Source organism: Aeriscardovia aeriphila (genome assembly GCF_002259595.1).
Classification (GTDB): domain Bacteria; phylum Actinomycetota; class Actinomycetes; order Actinomycetales; family Bifidobacteriaceae; genus Aeriscardovia; species Aeriscardovia aeriphila.
The window spans coordinates 351,967-377,175 of the sequence record NZ_MWWU01000002.1; the positions used below are offsets into that span (position 1 = coordinate 351,967).

Annotated in this window: 15 protein-coding genes and 1 pseudogene; 11 read left to right on the forward strand and 5 right to left on the reverse strand. The window is 55.9% G+C overall.

The genetic code is table 11. The features are described 5' to 3' along the window. Positions 1-168: 168 nt before the first annotated feature. A complete protein-coding gene (locus tag AEAE_RS02495; protein WP_094689566.1) occupies positions 169-1,770 on the reverse strand; it encodes an ABC-F family ATP-binding cassette domain-containing protein in 1,602 nt (533 codons plus the stop codon). A gap of 251 nt (positions 1,771-2,021) precedes the next feature. Here AEAE_RS02495 and spxB point away from each other — a divergent pair, with 251 nt between their 5' ends. Continuing rightward, a complete protein-coding gene (gene spxB / locus AEAE_RS02500) occupies positions 2,022-3,833 on the forward strand; it encodes a pyruvate oxidase (RefSeq protein ID WP_094689567.1) in 1,812 nt (603 codons plus the stop codon). Between the two features lie 466 nt (positions 3,834-4,299). Here the strand turns inward: spxB and nox are convergent, their stop codons facing one another. The 3 genes from nox to AEAE_RS02515 all read right to left on the reverse strand — a co-directional run bounded on the left by nox (position 4,300) and on the right by AEAE_RS02515 (position 7,495). Next, positions 4,300-5,649, reverse strand: a complete 1,350-nt coding sequence (nox, locus tag AEAE_RS02505; RefSeq protein ID WP_094689568.1) for a H2O-forming NADH oxidase — start codon at positions 5,647-5,649, stop codon at positions 4,300-4,302. Positions 5,650-5,813: 164 nt separating this feature from the next. Further along, positions 5,814-6,749, reverse strand: a complete 936-nt coding sequence (locus tag AEAE_RS02510; RefSeq protein ID WP_094689569.1) for an ABC transporter permease — start codon at positions 6,747-6,749, stop codon at positions 5,814-5,816. 11 nt (positions 6,750-6,760) lie between these two features. Next, a complete protein-coding gene (locus tag AEAE_RS02515) occupies positions 6,761-7,495 on the reverse strand; it encodes an ABC transporter ATP-binding protein (protein ID WP_094689570.1) in 735 nt (244 codons plus the stop codon). 93 nt (positions 7,496-7,588) lie between these two features. On the opposite strand from AEAE_RS02515, the gene AEAE_RS02520 reads away from it, so the two are divergent. The 10 genes and pseudogenes from AEAE_RS02520 to AEAE_RS02565 all read left to right on the forward strand — a co-directional run bounded on the left by AEAE_RS02520 (position 7,589) and on the right by AEAE_RS02565 (position 23,664). Then, positions 7,589-9,877, forward strand: a complete 2,289-nt coding sequence (locus tag AEAE_RS02520) for an elongation factor G (RefSeq protein WP_094690087.1) — start codon at positions 7,589-7,591, stop codon at positions 9,875-9,877. Positions 9,878-10,125: 248 nt separating this feature from the next. After that, complete coding sequence (uvrA, locus tag AEAE_RS02525) at positions 10,126-13,113, forward strand: excinuclease ABC subunit UvrA (RefSeq protein ID WP_094690088.1); 2,988 nt, start codon at positions 10,126-10,128, stop codon at positions 13,111-13,113. Continuing rightward, complete coding sequence (gene uvrC, locus AEAE_RS02530) at positions 13,106-15,460, forward strand: excinuclease ABC subunit UvrC (protein WP_094689571.1); 2,355 nt, start codon at positions 13,106-13,108, stop codon at positions 15,458-15,460. Before uvrA ends, uvrC begins: the two co-directional genes overlap by 8 nt. A gap of 201 nt (positions 15,461-15,661) precedes the next feature. Then, positions 15,662-16,552: pseudogene (gene rapZ / locus AEAE_RS02535) on the forward strand (RNase adapter RapZ); the annotation flags it as partial. Between the two features lie 121 nt (positions 16,553-16,673). After that, complete coding sequence (locus AEAE_RS02540; protein WP_158520474.1) at positions 16,674-17,741, forward strand: gluconeogenesis factor YvcK family protein; 1,068 nt, start codon at positions 16,674-16,676, stop codon at positions 17,739-17,741. A gap of 331 nt (positions 17,742-18,072) precedes the next feature. After that, positions 18,073-19,026, forward strand: a complete 954-nt coding sequence (gene whiA, locus AEAE_RS02545) for a DNA-binding protein WhiA (RefSeq protein ID WP_094690089.1) — start codon at positions 18,073-18,075, stop codon at positions 19,024-19,026. Between the two features lie 202 nt (positions 19,027-19,228). Beyond that, entirely contained in the window at positions 19,229-20,425 is a 1,197-nt protein-coding gene (locus AEAE_RS02550; RefSeq protein ID WP_094689574.1) for a phosphoglycerate kinase, read from the forward strand. A 213-nt stretch (positions 20,426-20,638) separates the two neighbouring features. Beyond that, positions 20,639-21,442 (forward strand): triose-phosphate isomerase, encoded by an 804-nt coding sequence (tpiA, locus tag AEAE_RS02555; protein ID WP_094689575.1) that lies wholly within the window; start codon positions 20,639-20,641, stop codon positions 21,440-21,442. Between the two features lie 161 nt (positions 21,443-21,603). Continuing rightward, positions 21,604-21,852: a preprotein translocase subunit SecG gene (gene secG / locus AEAE_RS02560; protein WP_094689576.1), complete on the forward strand. Its 249-nt coding sequence runs from the start codon at positions 21,604-21,606 to the stop codon at positions 21,850-21,852. Between the two features lie 204 nt (positions 21,853-22,056). Continuing rightward, a complete protein-coding gene (locus tag AEAE_RS02565; RefSeq protein WP_094689577.1) occupies positions 22,057-23,664 on the forward strand; it encodes an APC family permease in 1,608 nt (535 codons plus the stop codon). A 255-nt stretch (positions 23,665-23,919) separates the two neighbouring features. Here AEAE_RS02565 and tal read toward each other — a convergent pair whose 3' ends face one another. After that, on the reverse strand, positions 23,920-25,032 hold the full coding sequence (tal, locus tag AEAE_RS02570; RefSeq protein ID WP_094689578.1) for a transaldolase: 1,113 nt from the start codon (positions 25,030-25,032) through the stop codon (positions 23,920-23,922). Positions 25,033-25,209 lie beyond the last annotated feature (177 nt).

Sequence of the window (25,209 nt, forward strand, 5' to 3'; positions counted from 1 at the left end):
GATTACAGCATTCTTGTGAACACGTTATTACTCGGTGAAATGCCTGTCGGTATGAGGGCGCACACCGTACAAGCCCCTGAGGTGCGTAGGTTGCTGGGGGGGGGTAAACTCCATCGCGCAAATACTCGCCGTATAAGCCCTGACGTGAGGGGGCTTGCGGGGGGGGGGCTACTCCATCGTCACCAGCTCAAGGTAGGAATCATCCCACAAATCCTCATCACCATCGGGCAGCAACAGCACACGCTCCGGGCGCAAAGCCTCCACAGCACCCTGATCGTGGGTCACCAAAACAATCGCACCCTCATACTTGGAAATAGCAGAGAGAATCTGATCGCGCGACTGCGGATCCAAGTTGTTGGTCGGCTCATCGAGCAGCAGAACATTAGCCTTCGACGTCACCAAAGTGGCCAGTGCTAATCTTGTTTTCTCACCACCAGAAAGCACCGAGGTAGGCTTATCAGCGTCTTCACCCGAGAAGAGGAAAGAGCCCAAAATAGTGCGCGTCTGCGTGTTATCCAACTCAGGAGCCACATGCTGCAGATTCTCCAACACCGTGGCGTCATTATCCAAAGTGTCGTGTTCCTGAGCGAAATAGCCAATTTTGCAGCCATGCCCGTAAATCACTTCACCGGAATCCGTCTGCTCCTGGCCAGCCAAAATACGTAAAGTCGTCGTCTTACCGGCGCCGTTATAGCCCAAGATTACCACCCTGGAACCGCGGTCAATCGCCAAATCAATTCCAGTAAACACTTCGTTGGAGCCGAAGCTCTTGGAAATATTCTTGGCCATGATCGGCGTACGGCCAACCGGAGCTGGGGTAGGGAAGCGCAAATCAGCTACTTTCTCTGCCTTCTCCACCGGCTGAGTCTCGGCCAACAGCTTTTCAGCGCGACGAATCATCTGCTGAGCAGCCACAGCCTTCGTTGCCTTCGCGTGCAAGCGGATGCCTTCCTTCATCAAACGCTCCGCCTTCTTCTGAGCAACCTCACGCTCACGGCGAATGCGCTCCTCATCGGCGGCACGCTGCTTCAAATACGCCGACCAACCCAAGTTATACACGGTGATCGTTGCCGTGCGAGCATCCAAATGCCACACACGATTCACCGTTTCATCCAGCAGCTCAGTGGAGTGGGAAATGACGAGGAAACCACCCGGGTAGTTTTGCAAGAAGCGCTTCAACCATTCAATAGAATCCGCATCCAGATGGTTCGTCGGCTCATCCAAAATCAAGGTATCCGCATCCGAGAAAAGAATGCGCGCCAACTCAATACGCCTACGCTGACCGCCGGAAAGAGTACCCAAAGGCTGGCGAAGAGTGCTCTCCTCAAGCCCCAAAGCCATACCCATCTTGATAGCCTCTGACTGAGCGGCATAGCCACCCGCATTGTCAAATTCAGCCAGAGTGCGGTCGTAGCGGTTCATCGCCTTTTCCATCACGGCAGGGTCAGAGGAGGTCATCTCCTTCTCCGTCTTACGAAGGCGCTTCAAAAGATTACCAATATCGCGTGCATCCATAATGCGATCCAAAGCCATCTGCTGCGCATCGCCTACGTGCGTCGACTGCGGAAGGTAACCCAACTTGCCCGAAACATGAACAAAACCGGAAGCAGGCAGCATATCACCAGTGATGACGCGGGTCAGCGTCGTTTTGCCAGCACCGTTGCGGCCAACCAAACCCACGTGATCTCCCTTGGCAATATGGAAATTCATAGGAGCAAGCAGCTGACGTGCTCCGATACGGATTTCCAAATTCTGCGCTTCGATTCCCACTTTTCCTCATTTCCGTGCACTTGTTTCGCCCCAACAGCCTAGCCGATAGAAAGGACGGGAGTGGGAGGAGAGGTGTGCGCGAGAAACGCAAGAAAAACAGGAAAATCTCTGTGGGTTACGCGCCAAGCGATTTTCTACTGGAGGTGATTGTCCACGCGATAACATGAGTCGAAGGCACTGAAAAGTGCAGGCTTTCGCTTGCGCTCACAGTATCAACTGAGAGAGCCCCGTCAATGCTGACAGGAGAAATTATGACTGAAGAAAAGAAGACAGTTCCAGCCTCTGTCGCCATGCTCAAGGTTCTTGAGGCATGGGGTGTCAAGAACGTTTATGGTTACCCAGGTGGTTCCTTCAACTCCACCATGAACGCTCTGGACTTGGAGAAGGACAATATTAACTACGTTCAAATTCGTCACGAGCAGGTGGGTGCTTTGGCAGCAGCCGCTCATGCCAAGCTGACTGGTGAAATCGGCGTGTGCTTCGGCTCTGCTGGCCCAGGTGCTGTGAACCTTCTCAACGGCTTGTATGACGCTCGCGAGGATCATGCTCCTGTTCTTGCACTTGTTGGTCAGGTTCCTCACACCAACATGAACTACAACTACTTCCAGGAGTTCTCTGAGCTGCCAATGTTCTCCGATGTGGCTTGCTATAACCGCACCGTGATGACTGCTGAGAGCCTTCCTTACGTCGTTGACAAGGCAATCCGCGAGGCTTACCGCAACCGTGGTGTCGCCGTCGTCATCATTCCAAACGATTTCGGCTATGTTCAGATTCCTGACGAGCCATACGCTTCCGTCACCGTCGATGACAAGCCAGCTCCACTGCCAGTGGCAACCGATGATGAGGTGAGCCGCTTCCTCGAGCTCGTCAAGAAGGCAAAGCGTCCAGTCTTCCACGTTGGTTCTGGTATCAAGGGCAACGCCGATCTGCTCATGAAGCTTTCCGAGAAGCTGCAGATTCCAGTCACCATCACTGGTTTGGCCAAAGGCCTCGTCCCAGACGACTTCCCAGCAAACCTCGGCACTTTGAACCGTGCTGCAAGCAAGGCTGCTGATGAGGTGTTCGCTTCTGCTGATCTCGTGATCGCACTGGGCGCTGACTTCCCATTCGCCAACCTCGTCTACCGCACTCATCCATTTACCTTCGTCCAGATCGACGCCGAGCGTGCACAGTTCGGCCGTCACCACTTCCTGGATATGGGTATTTGGTCTGATTCGGGTGCCTTCTTGCAGAAGGCTCTCGACATGAGCACCCCAGCTGAGCCAAGCGGCTTCTACCAGGCAGCTGTTGAGGATATGAAGGGTTGGAAGGAATACCTGACTGGCCTGATGAACAAGGCTGACGGTCCACTCGAGTACGAGCAGATTTATCGCGAGATCAACCGCGTCTCTGATCCAAACGCAGTGTACGGCATCGACGTTGGTGATAACATCATCAACTCCTTCCGCTTCCTCAACCTCACCAAGGATAAGAAGTGGACGATTTCCGCACTCTTCGCCACCATGGGTTACGGCGTTCCGGCTGCTATCGCAGGTAAGCTCGCCTTCCCAGACCGCCAGGTGTTCAACATCTCTGGTGATGGCGCCTTCTCCATGGTGATGCAGGATCTGCTCACCGAGGTGAAGTACAACTTGCCAATCATCAACATCGTCACCTCCAACGCCGCTCTGGGCTTCATTCGCTCCGAGCAGGAGGATGTCAAGATGAACTTCTCCGGCATCGATCTGCTTGACGCTGACTACGCCAAGGTTGCTGAGGCAATGGGTGTTGTTGGCATCACCGTTCGTACTTTGGACGAACTGGTTCCAGCATTCGATAAGGCTGTGGAAGTCACGAAGTCTGGCCGTCCAGTCCTGCTCGATTGCAAGATCACCAAGAAGCGTGGTCTGCCAGTTGAGGAGCTGGAGATTTCGTGGAAGGATGGCAAGGCTGTGGAGACCGTGTCTCAGGCATATCAGGACACCCATAAGCCGATGAGCGTGGAAGAGTTCTTCGAGTCCTATGATGGCTCTGCACTCAAGCCACTGCCATACTACTTCGAGAAGTTTGGCGTCACTGAGTGAGTCAAAGTTCAAGTTTCGAGTTCTGGCCGGCGTCTCATTGTAGCCGGCCAGTAGCTCACAAGCTTCCTCGGGAGGCTCTCAGTACAGTCGGTTGATGCGCGAGTTTCATGAGCTTTGTGGTGTAAGCGCAGTGTAGTTTCATCATTGCGCAGTGTCTCACTGCAGGATGCGAATGTTCTTGAGCATTAACTGACGAATGGCGTGTGATGGTTTTCATCACGCGCCATTTTTTGTTGCTGGGCGTTCGCTGTGTTCCTGTCGCCCGTCTGGTTTGCATCCGCTTTGTGTAGCGCCGATCTGAGGATGTGCTCGCTGTGTACATTACTCGTTTCGGGCATAGAAAAGGGCCTATCTCGCAGGAGATAGGCCCAAAATTTTTTGGCTCACAGTCGGTGAACTGAGTTCACGCTCTGCGCTCGCTCACGCTCAGCCACTCGGCAGATTAGCCGCGCAGCTGTTCAGCTACTCAGCGCAGTGCTTGCAAAGCTGCTTCGTTGATGTAGCTGTGAGGCTGGTTGAAGTGAGGCATGAAGAAGATGTCGCTCAGAGCAATCTTCTCAATGGTCACGCGCTCCTGAATGGCAAGGGAGAACATGTGAATGGTCGCCGACATATCGTACTCACTCATCAGTTGAGCGCCGATCACCTCATGATTATCGCGACGATAGACGATGCGAATCTTCACCTCAGGGTTCTCACCTACCTCGTTCATGAAGGCTGGCTTCTGCGTATCAGTGAGGTCCACCTGTTCAGCCTGAATACCACTCTGAGCAGCAGTTTCCACAGTCTGGCCGGTGCACACCATCTTCAAATCGAACAAGCACAAGCCGGACGAGCCTTCAACACCGCAGGATTCAATATCGCGACCGGCAATATTCATGCCAGCGATCATGCCTGAACGAACAGCATTCGTTGCCAGAGCAATGTAGGACGTGGCCTGAATGGAGTTGTCGAAAGTGGTAGCGCAATCGCCCACAGCATACACATCTGGGTCGCTCGTGCGCTGATGCTTGTCAACGAGAATGGCGCCGTTACGGAACAGCTGCAAGTGGCCGCGGGCCAAAGAGGTGTTCGGACGGAAGCCGATGCACATAATCACCAGGTCGGTGTCATACGTGCCCTTGTTGGTCACGACAGAGCGGACGCGATCCTCGCCCTCGAAACGCTGAACGAGCTCACCCAGGTGAATTTCAATGCCCTTGGAACGCATGCGATCAGCCATGACTTCGGAGAAGTCACGATCAAAGTGAGTTCCCAGAATGCGGTCGAGAGCATCGATAAGAATAACCTTCTTACCTGCACGCTGGTAAGCCTCAGCAAGTTCGGCTCCAATGTAACCAGCACCAACAACGGTGACTGTCTTGACACTGTCATCATGCTTCAGCTGTTCAACAGCCTTCTGAGCATCCTCATACTGCTTTGCACGCTGAACATAAGGCAGGTCAATTCCTGGAAGACGAGGGATGATAGGCGAGGAGCCGGTGGCCAGCACCAGCTTGTCGTAGCTTTCGCTTCCTTCCTCACCATCCTTGGTCTTGTATGTGACAGTCTTCTTCTCATAGTCGATGCCAGTGATCTCAGTTTCCGTGCTCACCTTGGCACCTGCAGCTTCCAACTGTTCGCGGCTGGAATAGAACAGACCGTCACCAGTGCTGATCTGGTTTCCAATCCACAGAGCCATACCGCATGCGAGGAAGCTCATATATTTATCGGCATCAAAAACGTGAACCTGTGCGTCCTTATCGAGGTCCAACACATGCGTTGTAGCGGAGATACCGGCATGGTTTGCACCGATGACGATGACCTTCTGACCCATGATTCTCCTTTGAAGTCGGACAGTAAGTGATCCACCCTTCATCTTAACGAAGAAAGATGGTTAAGAAGGCATCAGTTACAAAATTACGCTGTAGAAAAAGGCCAGGCGACAGGCTTTAGTTTTGTCGCGAGGCCTTTACTGTACTGACAATCTGGAGAAATGCTTTAGGAGCGAGGCTTGAGATTACCAAAGACGCTGACTCGGCTGTCCGAAGTGACAGGGCTGTACTGGTCTCGGGAGGTGAAGCTCGTCTTGTAAATCAGCAGCAAGATCAGTGACGCCGAGGTGAGGGTCAAGGAAGCCAGCGCGTACAGGATGACCAGCTGGTAAGCGGCGGCTCCACGGGGGTCAAGGCCTGCGATAACCTGACCTGCCATCATGCCAGGGATCAACACCAAACCAGAGCTTGCCAAAGTGGCCACCGTCGGCAACATTCCCAGGCGAATTGCGGAGAGAACCGAGGTTCGCGAGGACTCCCATGGGGTGGCGCCCAAGGCGAGCATCATGTCAATCTCGTCGGCTCGGGAGCGCATGGATTCATAGAAGCGCGACATAGCAACAGCGGTAGCTGACACCGTATTGCCCAAAATCATGCCGGTAATCGGAATGACGACCTGCGGCGAGTACCAGGGGCGTGGGCGAATGACGGCCTCCACCAAAATGCCCATAATGAGCAGGGTTGTGATGAGAAGGGTGAGGAAAACAGGTAAAGCCATGCCGTGAGGGATGCCTTTAGCGCGAGAAATCGTGATTTGCACGCCGCCGACGATCATGAGAGCGACCAAGCTGAAAACAATGATCACGTTGTTTTGTTGAATGACCCACTGGATGATGAGAGCCATGGCGAGCAGCTGGAGGGCGGCGCGGGCTGCGGAGAAGAGCAGGGATTTGCTTACTTCGAGCCTGAGAGCCCAGGAGATTGCTGCGGCAACGAGAATCATGGCAAGCGCGACCAGCAAGCCCCACTGGTCAACGATGTAGGTTCCTGCCGGTTGCAGTCCGTTGGACCGGGTGGCAAGAGTTGCATGGGCTGCGAGAGTCGGCTGGGCAGTAAGTGTTGCCTGTGCGGCAAGGGGTGTGAGAAGCGAAAGTGTGGCCATAATTATCCTCTTTACTCCTCAGAAGTCGAATCGTGTACAGGCATTACATGTAAGCCGGTGGAGTCGAGCAGCAGCGTTCGTGAGGCGAAGCCATCAGGAGCACGGTGGCGAACACGCAGTGCTGATAATCCAAAGTCGGCGGCCAAACGAGCAACATACTCGCCTTCAGTGTGCGCCGACTCATCGTCCAAAGCGGCGTCGATCTCATCAGCCAGCAGCACGCGCGGGCGGGTGAGAAGGGTACGCAGCAGGCTCACACGGGCCAGCTGACCGCCGGAGAGGGAAGCGGTTTCGCGCTCCAGCTCAACATCGGGCAAGAGCAAGGCATCCAAGCCTTCGCGAAGCTGTTGGTCGGTAGGGCGAGTGGCGCCGTTATGATGCGCGATTTGCAGCGACCAGGGCATGAGCAGTGCCTCACGAACGGTGTTGCCCGTCAGAATGGCTTTTTGATGCACATAAGCCACCTGCCTACGCCACATCTGCGGGGACATGGTGCTAGCGGCAACACCGTCGAGCTCCAAAGTTGCTGTGCCGTGCGGGCGAAGCTGAGCGATAGTCTCCAAAAAGCTCGATTTACCCGAGCCAGAAGGGCCGGTGATGTCGATAATCTCGCCGGGGAAGACGTCGAGGGACAGATCATTGAACACCTCAACATGTACCGTCGAGCCCTCGCGAGGGTGGTCGACGGCGTAATGAGCATTGCGCACTCGCAGCAGCGGAGTAGACGATGAGGATGTGTGATTCATGGCCTCCAGAGTACCAGCACTCGGGGCCGGCAAAGCTAGCGTAGACAAGCCGATCAACCGCTGAGATGGAGAGGAAAAGGTAAAGTGGAAGCCATGAATTTGCCCCTCAGAAAAACTGCTGAACAGCCTCGCCGCCCGCTGGTCATCGGCCTGATGGCTCACGTCGACGCAGGAAAAACCACGCTTTCCGAAGGCCTGCTCTACACGGCCGGGTCGCTGCGATCTTTGGGCCGCGTCGATGAGCGCACCTCCTTTCTCGACCCCGAAAAGCTGGAAAAGCAGCGCGGCATCACGATTTTCACCCACCAAGCCCAGCTGGATTACCGCGGCCAGCCCATCACGCTGCTGGACATGCCTGGCCACATCGATTTTGCGGACCAAGTGGAGCAATCCTTGGCTGTTCTCGACGTGGCAATCTTGGTGGTTTCGGCTTCTGATGGGGTAGAGGCGACGACCTTGTTGTGGTGGCAGATTCTGGCTCGCTTGGGCATTCCGACAATCCTCGTCGTCAACAAGATTGACACTGCAGGCTTTGATCGCGCGGCGCTGCTCGCGCATATTCAGGCGCGTCTGGGCGAAAAGTGCATTGATTACGGCGGTCCGGACGATGTTGTGCCACGGGGTGGAGCTTCGACGGAGGTTGATGGCGAGCATGATTCTTCTGTCGTTGGGCTTGCCGATTACCTCACTTCTGAGGCGGCCGAGCAGTTGGCGGGTCTCGACGATCGCCTCCTCATGCGTTACCTCGACGATGGCAGCCTTGACGAGCAAGTGGTGCGCGAGCTTTTCGCCACCCGCGCGCTCGTCCCCGTTCTCTTTGCCTCCGCTTTGCATCTGCAAGGTGTGACGCGCTTGCTTTCCTTGCTCACACACTTGGCCGAACCAAGATTTCCACAGCAGGGAATCAGTGGCGAAGGAGAGCTTTCCAGCAGTGATAATCTAGGGCCACACCAGGGCGAGTTTGGGGCGAGAGTTTTCCGAATTTCGCATGATTCCAAGGGTTTGCGCCTTACCTGGGTGCGCGTGACCAGCGGGCAGTTGGCAGCCAAGCAGGAAGTGAAGCACCAAGCCGCGAGGGTGAGTGGCGGGCAGGCTGGAGGCGAATGCTTCGAATCGGCAACCAACTGGCTGAAACAAGGCGACGAGCAGGGCGAAAAAGTCGACGAAATTCGCGTATACGACGGCGCCAAGTTCACCACAGTCTCGAGCGTGCAAGCAGGAGACGTGTGCACCCTGGTCGGCCCACAAAAAACGTGGCCAGGGCAGGGTTTGGGGTGTGAATCTGATTGCGCACCAGCAAGCGTGAGGCCAGTGCTGCTTTATTCTGCCCACCCAGCCCCGGGCGAGCAAGCCGACGACCATGCCGTTCTTGTTGCGCTGCGACAACTGGCCGAGGAAGACCCTCTGCTCAACGTGATTTGGAATGAGACTGCCCAGCGCGTCGAACTGAGCATTATGGGAGAAATCCAGCTCGAAACTATCACCCAACGGCTTCGCGACGAATACCACCTCGCCGTGGAATGTGAAGATGCGGGCGTCGTGTACCAAGAGACGATCAGTAAGCCCATCGAGGGAGTGGGTCATTTTGAGCCGTTGCGCCACTATGCCGAGGTTCACGTGCTGCTCGAGCCAGGCCCACGGGGCAGTGGAATCAGTTTGAGGAACGCGACGCCAGCCAACAGCTTGGCACCCCACTGGCAGCGCGACATCATGCACCATCTTGCCGAGAAAATGCATAAGGGAGTGCTGCTTGGCGCGCCACTGACCGATGTGAAAATCACCCTGCTGGGAGGTGCGGCCAATATTAAGCACACGTCGGGTGGAGATTTTCGTGAGGCCACCTATCGTGCAGTTCGCGAAGGCCTGATGTTTTTGAAGCAGCAGCAGGCGTGCGTGTTGCTGGAGCCGTGGTATCGCTTCCGTTTGGAGGTGCCCGTCGAGCAGCTGGGCCGTGCGATGAGCGATGTGGAGCGCATGCATGGAAGGATGGATCCGCCGCAGATGCCAGGTGGTGCGACAGCTGGTGGTGCTGGCGTAAGCGGTGGTGCTGGTGCCTCGGGTGGTGCTGGAGCTGCTGGCTTTGGGGCTGGCTTTGCTGTAGTCGAGGGCGAGGCTCCGGTGTCGCAAATGCGCGGGTATGCGAGGGAAGTTCGCGCCTATACGCAGGGCAAAGGCAGTTTCTCTTGTGTTTTCGCCTCTTCAGCTCCTGTCGACGACCAAGAATCTGTTGTTGAAGCCGCCCAGTACGACCCGATGGAGGGCGGGGAGGATACTCCGGATTCGGTGTTTTGCGCGCATGGTGCTGGTTTTACCGTTGACTGGAAGGATGTTCCTCGTTTCCAGCATCTGCCGAATTTCTGGCAGCTTGGTGGTGGGCACTGAGCTCAGGGCGAACGGCCTTGAGGTGACGAGTGTTGGTTGCGCGCATCAGGTAAAATATCGAACAAATGTTCTAGAGATTATCACTGTGGGCTCATTCCTCCGTGATAATCTCAGGACGACAGAAACGAGAAGGCTGAGGGGAGAGAAGTACGGTGACAGTGCAGGATCAGGCTGAGCACACGGTCAATTCTGAAAACGCCCAGAAGGCTGAGCATTCCGAGCAGGATGTGCAGATCACATCCTCCGCTATGCTCCAACGGCTCAACCCCAGCGGCGAGTGGAAAAGCGTGAAATCGGCGCCAGGAACAGTGGTGACCGACCTTTCCCACGTGCCCAATGACGCCAAAATCACCATTCAAGGTGCGCGCGAACACAACCTGAAGAACGTGGACCTCGAATTCCCGCGTAACGCCATCACCGTGTTCACCGGTCTGTCTGGCTCGGGTAAGTCCTCCCTAGCATTCGACACCCTCTTCGCCGAAGGTCAGCGCCGCTACGTGCAATCCCTGTCGGCCTACGCCCGCCAGTTCCTCGGTCAAATGGACAAGCCGGCCGTGGACAAAATCGAAGGCCTCTCGCCAGCTGTTTCCATCGACCAGAAAACCACGAACCGCAACCCGCGCTCTACCGTCGGAACGATCACCGAAATCTACGATTATCTGCGTCTTCTCTTCGCCCGTACCGGCGTTCCTCACTGCCCCGTGTGCGGCTCTCTCATCTCGGCTCAAACCCCACAGCAGATGGTCGATACGCTGCTCGACTACCCTCAGCGCACTCGCTTCCAGCTTCTTGCCCCCGTTGTGCGCGGTAAAAAGGGTGAGTTTGTCGAAGAACTGCGTGACCTGCGCGCCCAGGGCTTCGCCCGCGCTCTCATTGACGGGCAGATGCAACAGCTTAACAGCGATATCAAGCTCACCAAGCAAAAGAAGCACACCATCGAAGTCGTCGTCGACCGCCTGGTCGTCAAAGATTCCGTCCAGCAGCGTTTGACTGACTCCATTGAAACTGCTCTGCGCCTGTCCAACGGCGTCGTCATCGCTGACTTTGTCGATGAGCCGGAAGATTCTGCGAACCGTCGTCAACCCTTCAGCGAGCATCGCGCATGCCCGAACGGTCACGCTCTCTCCTTGGAAGAGATTGAGCCGCGAACCTTCTCCTTCAACGCTCCCTACGGTGCATGCCCTGAGTGCACGGGCATCGGTTTTAAGCTGGAAATTGACCCGGAGCTCATCATCCCTGACCCTTCGAAGAGTTTGAGGGAAGGTGCCATCGAACCATGGTCGGGCGGTAAAACCACCACCGAGTACTACCAGCATTTGTTGGAAGGTCTCGCCAAAGAGACTGGCCTCGACCTCGACACCCCATGGGAAGAGCTGTCTGAAGAGCAGCGCCATAACGTGCTCTACGGTCACGATTTCAAAGTGGAAGTGCGCTACCGCAACCGTTGGGGCCGTATGCGCGAATACTCCACCGGCTTCGAGGGCGTCATTCGCTCGCTCATGCGTCGCCACGACGAAACCGACTCGCAGCAGATGCGCGAATACTACGAGTCCTACATGCGTGAAATTCCATGCCCCGTGTGCAACGGCAAGAGGCTCAAGCCGGAAGTTCTCGCCGTCACCGTCGCTGACGAATCCATCGCCGACGTATGCGATATGCCCGTGAGTGAAGAGCTTGCTTGGGTGAACTCGCTGAAGCTCAGCGGTTCCGCCTTGCGAATTGCGAGCGAAGTTCTCAAGGAAATCCGTTCTCGCCTGCAATTCCTCAACGATGTGGGCCTGAACTACCTCACCCTCTCCAGGGCGGCGAAAACACTTTCTGGCGGTGAAGCACAGCGCATTCGCCTGGCCACCCAGATCGGCTCTGGCCTCGTAGGAGTGATGTATGTTCTCGACGAGCCATCCATCGGCCTGCACCAGCGCGACAACTCGCGAATGATCGCCACCCTCGATAAACTGCGCGACCTGGGCAACACGTTGGTCGTCGTTGAACACGACCAAGAGACGATGGAAAAGGCAGACTGGCTGGTCGACGTCGGCCCAGGAGCCGGCGAAAACGGCGGAGAAATCATCTACTCCGGCCCTGCCCGCGGCATCGCCCGAGCCTCCAAGTCCGTCACTGGCGACTATCTGACTGGTAGGCGCAGCATCCCCGTACCACAAACACGGCGCAAGATTGACAGGACGCATGAACTCACCATTGTGGGAGCTCGTCAAAACAACCTGAAAAACCTCACCGTCCACCTGCCATTGGGAGTGATGACTTGCATCACTGGTGTGTCCGGCTCGGGTAAATCCACTCTGATTGACGATATTTTGTACCCAGTGCTCGCCGACAAGCTCAATGGAGCTCGCATCGTGCCAGGCAAGTACACGCGCGTCGAAGGAGTCGACCAGCTCGACAAGGTCATTCATGTTGACCAAACGCCAATCGGCAGAACACCACGTTCAAACCCAGCAACCTACACAGGTGTGTGGGATAAAATCCGCGACCTGTTCGCTAAAACTCCGGAAGCTCAAGTGCGCGGTTATGGTCCAGGCCGCTTCTCCTTCAACGTCAAGGGCGGCAGGTGCGAAAACTGCCACGGTGATGGAACCATCAAGATCGAGATGAACTTCCTGCCAGACGTCTACGTGCAATGCGAAGTCTGCCACGGAACGCGCTACAACCGCGAAACCTTGGATATTAAGTGGAATGGCAAGAATGTTGCTGACGTGCTCAATATGCCAATCTCTGAAGCAGCTCAGTTCTTCCACCGCTACCCGTCCATCGCCCGCTACCTTGACACCTTGGTGAGCGTGGGCTTGGGTTACATTCGCCTCGGCCAGTCCGCCACCACACTCTCCGGCGGTGAATCCCAGCGCGTCAAACTCGCTACCGAACTTCAGCGTCGCTCCACCGGTGGAACCATCTACATTCTCGACGAGCCAACCACCGGTTTGCACTTTGAAGATGTGCGCAAGCTTCTCGTCGTGCTCCAAGGCTTGGTGGACAAGGGTAATACCGTTGTCGTCATCGAACACAACCTCGACGTCGTCAAATCCGCTGACTGGATTATCGACCTCGGCCCGGAAGGTGGCTCCGGTGGTGGAACTGTCGTGGCTCAAGGAACCCCAGAACAGGTGAGTAAGGATGAACACTCTTGGACGGGCAAGTACTTGAAACCCATGCTTGACCCTGCTGAAGTAGAAAAGTCGCATTCTTTCTTCTTAGAGAAGGTCCATCACGATGAGTGACGAAGAAGGCTTTCGCCCCACCCGACGCAACACACCAGCACCAGCAGTAGGTGATATTGCTCATGCTGGTGAAATCGTCACGCCCAGAAACCCCACCGGCGACCCCAACCTCAACCGCAACGGGGAACCGCTCCTAGGTGATACGCGAGACCTGTTCCGCCCCAACACCTCGGATATTCCTACCAACCCGGGAGTGTACAAGTGGCGTGATGCGAACGGGCGCGTCATCTACGTGGGCAAGGCGAAAAACCTTCGCAACCGTCTCACCTTCTACTTCCAGCCTCTCAACCAGCTGCACCCCAGAACGCAGAACATGGTTCTGACCGCTCGATCTTTGGAATGGACCGTGGTGGGAACAGAGATGGAAGCCCTCACCTTGGAATACACGTGGATCAAAGAGTTTGATCCACGCTTTAACGTCGTCTTCCGCGACGATAAAACCTACCCGTACCTCGCCGTCTCTTTTGGTGAGGAAATCCCGCGTATTTGGGTGACGAGGTCAAAAAATACGAAGAAAACCCGCTACTTTGGCCCGTACACCAAAGTGTGGGATATGAGAAACTCGCTGGATAGTCTTCTCAAAACCTTCCCCGTGCGCACCTGCACTCCAGCAACCCTGCATCGCGCACAAATGAGCGGAAGGCCGTGCCTGCTCGCCTCCATCGGCAAATGCTCCGCACCCTGTGTCGGCAGAATCTCGCTGGAAGAGCATCGCGAAATGATGCGCGAACTCACCTCCATTCTCACCGGCAGGCGAGGGGAGAAGTACATTAAAACCCTCACCGCGCAGATGAAAGAAGCCGCCAGCAACCTCGACTTTGAAAAAGCAGCCAAACTGCGCGACCAAGCAGCAGCCATGAAAAACGTCGTACAAGAAAACGCCGTCGTATTCTCCGATGACGTCGACTGCGACATTTTCGGCCTCACAGGTGACGAACTCGAAGCGAGCGTTCACGCTTTCTTCGTGCGCTCCGGCACCATCCGCGGCGAGCGCAATTGGAGCGTGGAAAAGGTAGAAGACATCACCGATTCCCAGCTCATGTCCGACATGATCGCCCAAGTCTACTCACAGATGGAAGACGACGAACAAAAGGAAATCAACGCCGTTGCACCGAAACTGTCAGGCAATGTCGACATCACCACTCGCAGAGACGCTGTTTCCTCCGCAGAAAACCTCAGCTCCCAAACCTCCGTCGAACGAGCAGCGGCGACGAGGAAGCGAAGGGAGAGGGAGAACCAGACTGGCCGTGACGACCTATTCAGTGAGGAAAGTGCCATCCCACCCGAGATCATCGTTCCTGTTCAGCCCGATGACACCGAGCGCCTCGAACAGTGGTTGAGCTCCCTGCGCGGCTCGAAGGTGGTTATTCATGTGGCCCAACGCGGTGACAAGAAAACCCTTCTCGAACGCGCCACCTCGAACGCAGCCATTGGCTTGAAGCAGAGCAAGCAGCATCGCACGGCAGATATCGCTGCACGTGAAGAAGCCATGAATGACGTCAAACGCGAACTCGGCCTTCCTCAAGCGCCGCTGCGCATCGAAGGCTACGATATTTCCAACGCTGCAGGTGGCGGCTACCAAGTGGCTTCCATGGTGGTGTTTGAAGATGGCATGGCCCGCCGCTCGGAATACCGCCGTTTCGCCATCAAGGGCAAGGATGGCAAAGGTGCTCTCGACGATCTGAGCGCAGTCTACGAAACCATCACTCGCCGCTTCAAACATGGCAACATTGCTGGCGACTCCGGTGACTCGTTGGAAGCCCAAGCCAAGATTGCCAAAGCTGCTGAATCTGGCGACCCCACAAATCTGGGTGAAGACGTTGTTCAGCAGGACACCAACCCGCGGCATTTCGCTTACAAGCCAAACCTGATCCTCGTCGACGGTGGTGCTAATCAGGTGAAAGCCGTCCAACAAGCCCTTGCCGACTGTGGCGTGGACGATGTAGCAGTCTGCGGTCTGGCGAAAAGGCTGGAAGAAGTGTGGCTTCCAGACGAAGAGTACCCGCTCATTTTGAACCGGCAATCGCAAGGAATGTACTTGTTGCAGCGCGTGCGCGATGAGTCACACCGCTTCGCTATCACCTACCATCGCACCAAGCGGCGCAAGGGAGAAATCCACTCTGAGCTCGACTCGATTGACGGCATCGGCCCCGTGTATGCCAAGAGGCTGTTGCGCGCATTCGGTTCGTTCAAAAAGCTCAAGCAAGCCAGCATGGACGAGATTATCAATGTGAAAGGTATCGGAGAAAGCAGAGCGCAGAGCATCTACGCGAGCTTGCACAAAGACGACGAACAAGAGCAGAGTATACAAGAACAACTGCGACGCGAGGCGGGACTCGACGAATAGTGTGCCGCTGTGTCGCGCTCGTGTCGACTGCGTTGCGCTCTTGTCAACTGAATCACCCTTGTGACGGCTGTGTCACCTTTGTGTCGACTTGTTGCCCTCGTGTTGGCTACAGAGTGCGACTAGGCTAGCTAGAAGATAACCGCAGGTGCGGAAGGACAAGCAATGACAGACGAGACTGTGAACCACAAGCCCAGCCAAGGCATGCTATTCGACCCCAGCGAAGAAGATGGCTCACCCGAAGCCACCTTCGAAGTTCTCCTCGTCACCGGCATGTCCGGCGCAGGACGAACCCGCGCGGCAGATGCTTTGGAAGACATGGGATGGTACGTCATTGATAATCTTCCGCCAAAAATGCTCGTGCCACTCGTCGATATGATGACTTCTGCAGGCTCAACCATCCACAAGCTGGCCGCCGTCATCGACGTGCGCTCCCGCGACTACTTCTACGACTTGCTGAAAGTGATGAACCACCTCGAAGAGCTCAACGTACGCTCGCGCATCCTCTTCCTCGACTGCGACGACGACGTTTTGGTCAAACGCTACGAGTTTGCCCGCCGCCCGCACCCACTGCAGCACGGCCGCCGCCTCATCGACGGCATTCATGAAGAACGCGAACTGCTGACCGCGCTCAAGAAGGAAGCCGATATCGTCATCGACACGTCTCTTCTCAACATTCATCAGCTCTCCACTCGCCTGTATGAAGTGTTGCTCGGCCAAGGCCCGGAGACTGTTCGCGTGCATGTGTTCAGCTTTGGCTTCAAATACGGCCTGCCCACGGACGCTGATTTCATTGCCGACGTGCGCTTCCTACCGAACCCGTTCTGGGTGCCGGAGCTGAAAGGCCAGACAGGTTTGGATAAGCCGGTGCAGGAGTATGTGATGGATTCGCCTGGCGCTCAGCGTTTCCTGGCGGACTATTCTCGTGCTTTGATGACGGCGATCACCGGGTTTGCAAAGGAAGATAAGCATTACGTCACGATTGGTGTGGGCTGCACAGGTGGTCAACATCGCTCAGTGGTGATGGCTCAGGAGTTGGCGCAAACCCTGCGTCGTCACGGATTATCAGTGACGGTTTCAGCGCGCGAGATCGATGCGGGCCGCTACCAGAGCGCGCAGAAGAGTGAGCGGAAGTCCGCCCCCGATTCGAAGGACGATACTGATTCGAAAGGCGCCGCCACCTCAGACAGCGCCACACAGAAGGAAGGTGGCGCTCATGAGTGATCCGCAATGCACCACCACCATCCCTGTGGTCAACCCCGCACTTCCTCCCGCACCGCTCAGCCTATTGACGGGCGATCCGCAACAAGTGCACGCCGCATGGCCAGCACACCACCGCGACCATATTAAAGTTGCCGCGCTGGGCGGCGGCCACGGCCTTCATGCCACCTTGGAAGCATTGCGCTTGCTCACCAACGATGTGACTGCAATCGTCTGCGTCGGCGACAACGGTGGCTCGTCTGGTCGCCTGCGCCAAGAGTTTCCCGGAATCCTTCCACCAGGCGATATTCGCATGGCACTGTCCGCTCTGGCATCGCAAGAGGCCAGAGAAAGTGGCGTTGTTAATCTTTTGCAGCACCGCTTCGTGTCAGCAGGCCCGCTCAACGGCCATTCGCTGGGAAACCTCATCATGACGGCGGAATACCAGCGAACCGGCGGCGATACCATGCGCTCCATCCGCACTGTCCAGGAAATGCTGGGAATCGGCGGGCGAGTGGTGCCAGGAGCGAGTGTTGCTCTCGACCTGACTGCGCAAGTCAAGTTTGCCGACGGCAGTGTGCACACGCTCACCGGCCAGCGCAACATCGCGAAAACCAGCGGTCAAGTGCTCGACATGCATATCAGCCCGAGTGATCCTCCCGTCTTTGAGGAAGCGGTGAAAGCCATCGAAGAGGCGGACCTCGTCACCCTCGGCCCAGGCTCTTGGTACACCTCGCTGCTGGTGCACGTGATGGTTCCACGCATCCGCGAAGCTTTGCACAAGAGTGCGGCGAAAAAGATTCTGATAATGGATCTGGTCTCCGATGCTGAAACTCGCGGGCTGACTTTGCAAGGCCAGTTGGACGCTTTTGCTCGCTACTCTCAAGATTTGCCGGTGGACGCTATTGTCGCTGGCCCGCAACAGCCTGGTGAGTCGTCACTTCGCGTTCCTGCGTCGACGGCAGTAATTCGTCGCCGGCTCAATATGACCGGAAAGCCAGCAGTCCACGATCGCGTGAGATTAGCAGTCGGCATTAAGGATGCGTGCGACTTCTTCATGGAAAACGCATCGGCCGGGAAGTAGCCTCGCACCGCATTTTTTGCATACTGTCAAAAATTACCCTCAGAGGAAAATAAATGAATCTGAGCTGGGGAAGAAGTGCGCAGTGATAATCTCAAGCGATGTGAGAGATTGCAAGGCTCGCGTGCGAAACGCCGGGAAATTTCAGCAATTTCACAGTTTTGACCAGCAGAAAAAATGAGCGGGAAAGCTGGCTGAGGCTGGGCGCAAAAGTCCAGACACTCAAGTAAGACTACTGAGAAGTTCGTGGCGAGTCGCAGACAGACTTGCCGACAACGATTCTTGATTTCGTGACAAATGACCGTGAAATCGGTCACGTATGTGGGGAGTGGTCGTGGCGCTTATTGACGACGTGAAGGATGAGCTTGTTTCTTACACTTCGGATTCTGAAGCTGTAGTTCGTGCTCAAGCTTCGGCCATGATACGTTTCGCAGGTGGTCTGCACATTGTGAAGCGTCATATTGTGATCGAAGCACAATTCGCCGAACAGTCTGTCGCCGAATGGCTCTCGAACACCATTGAAAACGTGTATCACCATGATACCGAGCTGCTGCAAGTGCATCACCAGTCTCCTTTGGGCGACTTGACGCGTTTTTCTGTTCGCGTGATGCAGCAGGGTGGCCCGCTGGCTTTGGAAACTGGCCTTCTGACCAACAAGAAGCAGCCAGTGCTCGGCCTTCCTCATGGCTTGCTCACTGGAGAAGTGGAGATTGCCAAGGCGGCATGGCGTGGTGCGTTCCTCGCTCATGGTGAACTGTCTGACCCAGGTCGCGCATCCATGCTCGAGATCATCTGCCCGGGCTACCAGTCGGCCATCGACATGGTCAAGCTCGCCAAGCTTCTCGACGTCAACGCACAGATTCGCAATTATCGCAACTCTCAGCGCGTCAATATTCGCGACGCTGCTGACATTGAGCGCATGCTGCTACTCATGGGTGCTCGTCGCACTTCGCGCGACTGGTCGGGCAAGCGTCAAGATGGCTTGCACCGTGGTAAGGCAAACCGTTTGGCTAACTTCGATGACGCCAACATGCGTCGTTCGGCCAAGGCTGCTGTTGAGGCTATTGCTAAGGTGAAGCACGCTTTCGAGGTTCTGGGCGATGACATTCCAGAGAATCTGCGTTCTGCAGGCCAGGTGCGTCTCGACCATCCGGATGCAACTCTGGAGGAGTTGGGCCGTCTGTCCAACCCGCCGATCTCCAAGGATGCTGTTGCTGGCCGCATTCGTCGTCTTTTCCAGTTGAGTGACAGGGTGGAAGCTCAGCGCGCTGAACAGCAGAGCGAGTAAGTCGCAACACTGACTGCATCGCTAGGCGCAACACACATGACAAGCCGCAGCCTCAGGGTTGCGGCTTTCTACTTTCATTGCCGCGCTTTCCTCGCGAGACTTTCTTCGCCGTACTTTTCGCTGTGCTGGCGGGCGTAAATGCTAAGATTAGCAACGGTTGCACGTGAGCTACCCTCCGATTTTTCGGATGAAAGGATGAAATATGAAGACTCTGAAGGATCTCGGTGATCTTTCCGGCAAGCGCGTTTTGGTGCGCGCCGATTTTAATGTCCCGCTCGATGGCACGAAGATTACTGATGATGGTCGTATTCGTGCTGCACTCCCAACTTTGACCGAACTGCACAATGAGGGTGCCAAGGTCATCGTGATGGCTCATCTCGGCCGTCCAAAGGGCCAGGTTGTTCCTGAGCTCTCTCTCGCTCCTGTTGCTGCCCGCCTCGGTGAGCTCATGGGTGTGAACGTCGTTCTCGCACATGACACCTATGGTGAGGATGCTCAGGCCAAGGTTGCAGCCATGAAGGATGGCGACGTCGTTCTGCTCGAGAACGTGCGCTTCAACCCAGAAGAGACCTCCAAGGATGAGGCTGTTCGCCACGAGTATGCTGAGAAGCTCGCCAAGCTCGCTGACGTCTTCGTTTCCGACGGCTTCGGCGTGGTTCACCGCGCACAGGGCTCCGACTACGATGTCGCAACCATTCTGCCAAGTGCAGCTGGCCTGCTCATCCAGAAGGAAGTCAAGGCACTCTCTCGCGCTACCGAAAGCCCAGAGCGCCCATTCACCGTCGTTCTCGGTGGCTCCAAGGTCTCCGACAAGCTCGGCGTCATCAAGAACTTGCTCGACAAAGCTGATCGCCTCGTCATCGGCGGCGGCATGCTCTTCACCTTCCTCAAGGCTCAGGGCTACGAAATCGGCAAGTCCCTCGTTGAAGAGGACATGATTGACACCGTCAAGGGCTACATGGAGACCGCAAAGAAGAACGGCGTCGAGCTCGTTCTCCCAGTCGACGTTGTGGCTGCTGATAAGTTCGCTGCTGACTCCCCAGCAGTGTCCGTCCCAGCTGACCAGATTCCAGCTGACAAGATGGGCTTGGATATTGCTGAAAAGTCCCAGAAGCTTTTCCACGACAAGATCGTCGACTCCAAGACCGTCGTGTGGAACGGCCCAATGGGTGTGTTTGAGTTCCCACGCTTCGCAGCCGGCACCAAGGCTGTGGCTCAGGGCCTCGTTGACGCCACCAAGGCTGGCGCATTCACCATCGTCGGCGGTGGCGACTCTGCTTCTGCAGTGCGTAACCTCGGCTTCAAGGATGATGAGTTCTCTCACATCTCCACTGGTGGTGGCGCTTCCCTCGAGTTCTTGGAGGGCAAGGAGCTTCCTGGCCTCAAGGTTCTCGACTGAGCTCACACTCATATCACATCAGTGAGAACACATTGAGATTGACAGTGAACTTGGTGAAATTCACTGCAGGTTCTCGGCGGCTCAACCCACTGAGCCGCCTTCTTTTGCCTGCTGCAGAAGACAACTGATAATCTCACGGCATTCTGTAGCAAGCTAGCCAAGCTGCTAACAAACGAGAGTTTGGCATTCATGCGAAAGACGAAAGAAGGATGCATGGCTCGCACTGCGCTCGTCGCTGGTAATTGGAAGATGAACTTCGATCATTTTCAAGCTACCTACTTCATGCAGAAGCTCGCATGGCTGCTCAGAGACGCGCATTACGACTTTGACGACGCAGAAATCGCCATCATGCCTCCTTTCACCTCCATTCGCTCGGTCCAAGTTCTCGTCGAATCCGAGAACATGAAAATCAAAATTGGTGCACAAAACGTCTCTGAGATGAGTGGCGGCGCCTTCACCGGAGATGTTTCCGCAGAAATGTTGGAAAAGCTGGGCTGCTCGTACACTATCATCGGCCATTCGGAGAGGCGCAAGTACCATCCCGAAGATGACGTCAACCTGGTCGATAAGGTTCGCGCCACTTTAGCCGCTGGTATGCAGCCGATTTTGTGCGTGGGAGAGAGCTTTGAGGAGCGTCGCCAGGGCATTGAGCTCACCTACGCGACCAACCAGGTTGCTGACGTGACGCGCGACCTCTCTGCAGGCCAGGCTCGCCGTATGCTTGTTGCGTATGAGCCTGTTTGGGCTATTGGCAGGGGAGCTTCTGCTACTCCTCAGGATGCTCAAGATGCTGCTGCGGCAATCAGGCGTCACTTCGCTCAAGCTTTTGATGAGGATGTTGCCAATGATGTGCGTATTCTCTATGGTGGCTCGGTGAAAGCGGCGAATGCGATGGACCTCATGGCTGGCCCTGACGTCGACGGCTTCCTGATCGGTGGCGCGAGCCTCGATCCCGAAGAGTTCAGCAAGATTGCCAGAATTGTTGCGCTGGCGGCCCGCAGGCGTCGTAAGCAGTGAGATTATCACTGCGCGTTAATCAGACGTATACAGCACAACAGCAGAGCAGCACTTGGGCAATGGCTCAGTGATAATCTTAAGAAATTTTGATTTCACGCTTTTCTTTCTGTGGTTTCGTGTACAGTAGAGTGCAGTAAAGAGCAAGACTTTCGGAGGTAACTGTGCAAGCAGTGAAGATTATTCTCGACATTATTGTCGTGTTGGCGAGCATCTTGTTGACCATGCTCATCCTCATGCATAAGGGCAAGGGTGGCGGTATCTCCGATATGTTCGGCGGTGGTATCGGCGCTTCTGCCTCCACCTCTGGCGTGGCAGAGAAGAACCTGAACCGTTTGACGGTGATCGTGGGCCTCGTGTGGGTGGCTGTGATCATCGCTTTGGGCTTGCTCACTAAGTTTGGTCTGATCTGATTTCATTCTGACTGCACATGAGTGCGAGGCCGCCTGTAGGCGGCCTTTTTCTTTACCCCATTTCACGAGTTCTCCGAGTCTGACTGAGGCGTCCGCGAGTTTTCCTCGAGTTCCTCGTGCTCCTCGTATTCCTGACACAGCGCCACTCGACACACTGTCCCGCCTCACAGTTGAGCGCAGTGCGCATGGCCCAGAAAGGTAACTATGCCCTCCACCTCCCATCGCAAGGCAAGCAACCTCAGCATTGAGGCTGCTCAAGCCGCAGCAAGCTCTGCGGCACGAGCGGAAGGTCAGAGCAAAGGCTCTGGCCTGCACCATTCTCTCGGTCTCTTCGACTATTTCTCGCTGGGCTTCTCTGCCATCGTCGGTACCGGCTGGCTCATGCTCTTGGGTGACTGGATTATCACTGGCGGCGGACCTATCCCTGCAATCATTGCCTTCTTGCTCGGCGCTTTCCTGCTCGTCCCTTTCGCTTGGATTTACGCTGAACTGTCCGCAGCAATCCCTGTTTCCGGCGGAATTGTGGACTATGTGGACATGGCTTTCGGCCATATCCCGAGCTTCCTCGTCGGCTGGTTCATGATGCTGGGCAACCTCATCATCGTGCCATGGGAAGCACTGGCTATCGCCACTTATATTTCCATCATTTGGGGGTCGATGCCACAGATGAGTTGGCTCAACGCCCTGCATTACACAGTGCTGGGCACGCGCATCAACGTAATCCCGTCCTTGATCGCCTCGCTCATCGCACTCGGCCTCGCGGCTCTTCACTTGGGCGGTACCAAACTGTCGGCAAAGTTGAGCCGAACCATCGTCTGGATTCTCATCGCCACCGTCATTGCGATTGCCGGTATCGCGCTGTTTCATGGCAGCACTGATAATCTCATGCCAGCCTTCCACCAGGTCAGCGCCAGGGAGTCGGGCTCGGCAGCAGGGGAGAGCACCGGCGTGACGAGCTTCTGGGCCGGCGTGCTCGCGGTTTTGGCCATCACACCGAGCTTCTACACGGGCTTTGAAACCATTCCACAGTCGGTGGAGGAGGCGAAGGACGACCTCAACTGGGAGCGCTACTCCTGGCCGATGGTCGGCTCTATTCTCGGCGCTGCAACCTTCTACATCATCGCCCTTTTCGCCTTCTCTTCGCTGGGCCCGTGGTCGGGCTTCATCGCCACTAAACTTCCTGTCGTCGCGACCTTTAAGACGCTGGTGAGCTGGCTGTCGATCCCGCTGCTCATCGTGGCTACACTCTCGCCCGTTGGCCCGCTCAACAGCTTCTTCTCCGCAGTGGCACACCTGATTTTTGAGATGGGTAGGCGCTCCCAGATTCCTCATGTCTTCGCTCGCGTAAGCAAGCGCACTGGCACGCCCTGGGTGGCGATTCTCGCTGTTGGCGTGCTCTCAGTAGTCGGCCCGTGGCTGCCGAGCTCGTTCCTGATTGTCATCATGTCAGTGACGGCTTTCGCCTTCATCATCGGCATCGAGATGGTCGCGCTGTCCTGCTGGCGATTGCGCGTGACGCACCCGAGCATGCCTCGCCCGTACAAGGTGCCTGGTGGCATGGTCGCGATTGGTGCAGCGGCGCTCATTTCGGTGGCGTTGCTCGCTTTGCTGGTGGTTCCGGCTTCTCCGGGCTATTTGAACGCTCAGGCGTGGAGCATTGTCGGCACGTGGGCTGCCCTTGGCTTGGTCGTTTTTGTGACGCGCTCGTCGGCCATTCGCCGCTCTGGTTTCGCTGACGCATCGCTTGAGATTACCACTGTGCTTCATCGCCAGGAGAACACTTCTGACTCCAGTGCTCCCAGCAAAGAGTGACAGTGAAAAGTGACTGTGAAGAATGAGAGGCGTGCACTGATACAGCGCAGTTGCAGCGCGCAGTGATCAGCGAAGACTAACAGCGCTCAGTGATCAGTTCGCGCGATGAGATACAAAAATCCCGGCTACCGTGAGGTAACCGGGATTTTTTGAACTCGTCAGTTTCGATTCAGCGAAGTGATAATCTAAAGCTTCTCTGAGAAAACTCACAAGAAGAAGCTTAAGTATTTACTCCAACCTTCGCGTCGCAGAAACTCAGGCGTTCACGCGGTCAATGCCCTTCTGAACATCCTCGATGACGGAATCCCAAGAAGCAATGAACTTGGCAACGCCGTCTGCCTCGAGCTTGTCGGTGACATCCTTGATGTTGACGCCGAGAGCCTTGAGGGAGTCCATAACCTTGTGAGACTCAGCGATGGACTCTTCGGTGATGGAAACAGTGCCCTTGCCCTGCTCGGAGATGGCCTTGAGGGTCTTCTCTGGCATGGTGTTGACGATGTCCTTGTTGATGAGGGAGTCAACATAGAGGGTTGGGTTGTAGTTCGGGTTCTTCACAGAGGTGGAAGCCCAGAGTGGACGCTGAACGTGAGCACCCTTAGCTGCCAGAGCATCCCAACGTGGGTTGTTGGTGAAGTTCTTGAGGAAGAGCTCGTAAGCGATCTGTGCGTTAGCAACAGCAGCCTTGCCTTCGAGAGCCTTAGCTTCGTCAGTGCCGATCTCTTCGAGGATCTTGTCCACAGCGGTGTCGACGCGGGAGACGAAGAAGGATGCCACGGACTGCATCTTGGACAGGTCGTGACCGTTCTCAGCAGCGAGCTCCATGCCCTTCATGTAAGCGTCGATAACCTGCTGGTAGCGCTCGATGGAGAAGATGAGGGTGACGTTGACGGAAATGCCCTTGGCAAGGGTAGAGGTGATTGCCGGCAGACCTTCGAGGGTTGCTGGAATCTTGATCATTGCGTTTGGACGATCAACCTTGTTCCACAGGACGACTGCCTGCTCCTCGGTCTTCTCGGTCTCGTGTGCGAGGCGAGGATCCACCTCGATGGACACGCGGCCGTTGACCCAGCCGGAAGCCTCAGCAACGCCACGGAAGATGTCGGTAGCGTTACGAACATCGGTGGTGGTCAGCTCGCGAATGGCGTCGTCGACAGGAATACGGCCGAGCTCCTTGAGCTGCTCGTCGTATGGGCCAACCTGAGCCAGAGCCTTCTGGAAGATGGATGGGTTGGTGGTCACGCCGACAACGTTGAAGTTGTCGATGAGCTCCTGGAGATTACCAGAAGTGATGCGGGTGCGATCGAGATCGTCGAGCCAGATGGACACACCGTTGTCGCTGGTGCGCTGGGTGTTGACATTCTCTGCCATTTAGTTCCTCCTTGAAATTGGCCGCAACTACACGGCCAACAAGCTAAATTTCTCATACCCTCACGACGGGGTAGCCCCCAAGTTGTGCGATGGGAAGCTACCCCTGTGAGAGAAAGTTTTGTTCTTCAATTTTTCGTGGAGGGGCGTTTCTTCACTCAACTGGTCACAAGCCTTGTG

Bases quoted from the DNA above. Each gene is read 5' to 3' on its own strand.
- spxB (WP_094689567.1), top strand. From the start codon at position 2,022: ATGACTGAAGAAAAGAAGACAGTTCCAGCCTCTGTCGCCATGCTCAAG.
- nox (WP_094689568.1), bottom strand. From the start codon at position 5,649: ATGGGTCAGAAGGTCATCGTCATCGGTGCAAACCATGCCGGTATCTCC.
- AEAE_RS02510 (WP_094689569.1), bottom strand. From the start codon at position 6,749: ATGGCCACACTTTCGCTTCTCACACCCCTTGCCGCACAGGCAACACTT.
- AEAE_RS02515 (WP_094689570.1), bottom strand. From the start codon at position 7,495: ATGAATCACACATCCTCATCGTCTACTCCGCTGCTGCGAGTGCGCAAT.
- AEAE_RS02520 (WP_094690087.1), top strand. From the start codon at position 7,589: ATGAATTTGCCCCTCAGAAAAACTGCTGAACAGCCTCGCCGCCCGCTG.
- uvrA (WP_094690088.1), top strand. From the start codon at position 10,126: ATGCTCCAACGGCTCAACCCCAGCGGCGAGTGGAAAAGCGTGAAATCG.
- uvrC (WP_094689571.1), top strand. From the start codon at position 13,106: ATGAGTGACGAAGAAGGCTTTCGCCCCACCCGACGCAACACACCAGCA.
- AEAE_RS02540 (WP_158520474.1), top strand. From the start codon at position 16,674: ATGAGTGATCCGCAATGCACCACCACCATCCCTGTGGTCAACCCCGCA.
- AEAE_RS02550 (WP_094689574.1), top strand. From the start codon at position 19,229: ATGAAGACTCTGAAGGATCTCGGTGATCTTTCCGGCAAGCGCGTTTTG.
- tpiA (WP_094689575.1), top strand. From the start codon at position 20,639: ATGGCTCGCACTGCGCTCGTCGCTGGTAATTGGAAGATGAACTTCGAT.
- AEAE_RS02565 (WP_094689577.1), top strand. From the start codon at position 22,057: ATGCCCTCCACCTCCCATCGCAAGGCAAGCAACCTCAGCATTGAGGCT.
- tal (WP_094689578.1), bottom strand. From the start codon at position 25,032: ATGGCAGAGAATGTCAACACCCAGCGCACCAGCGACAACGGTGTGTCC.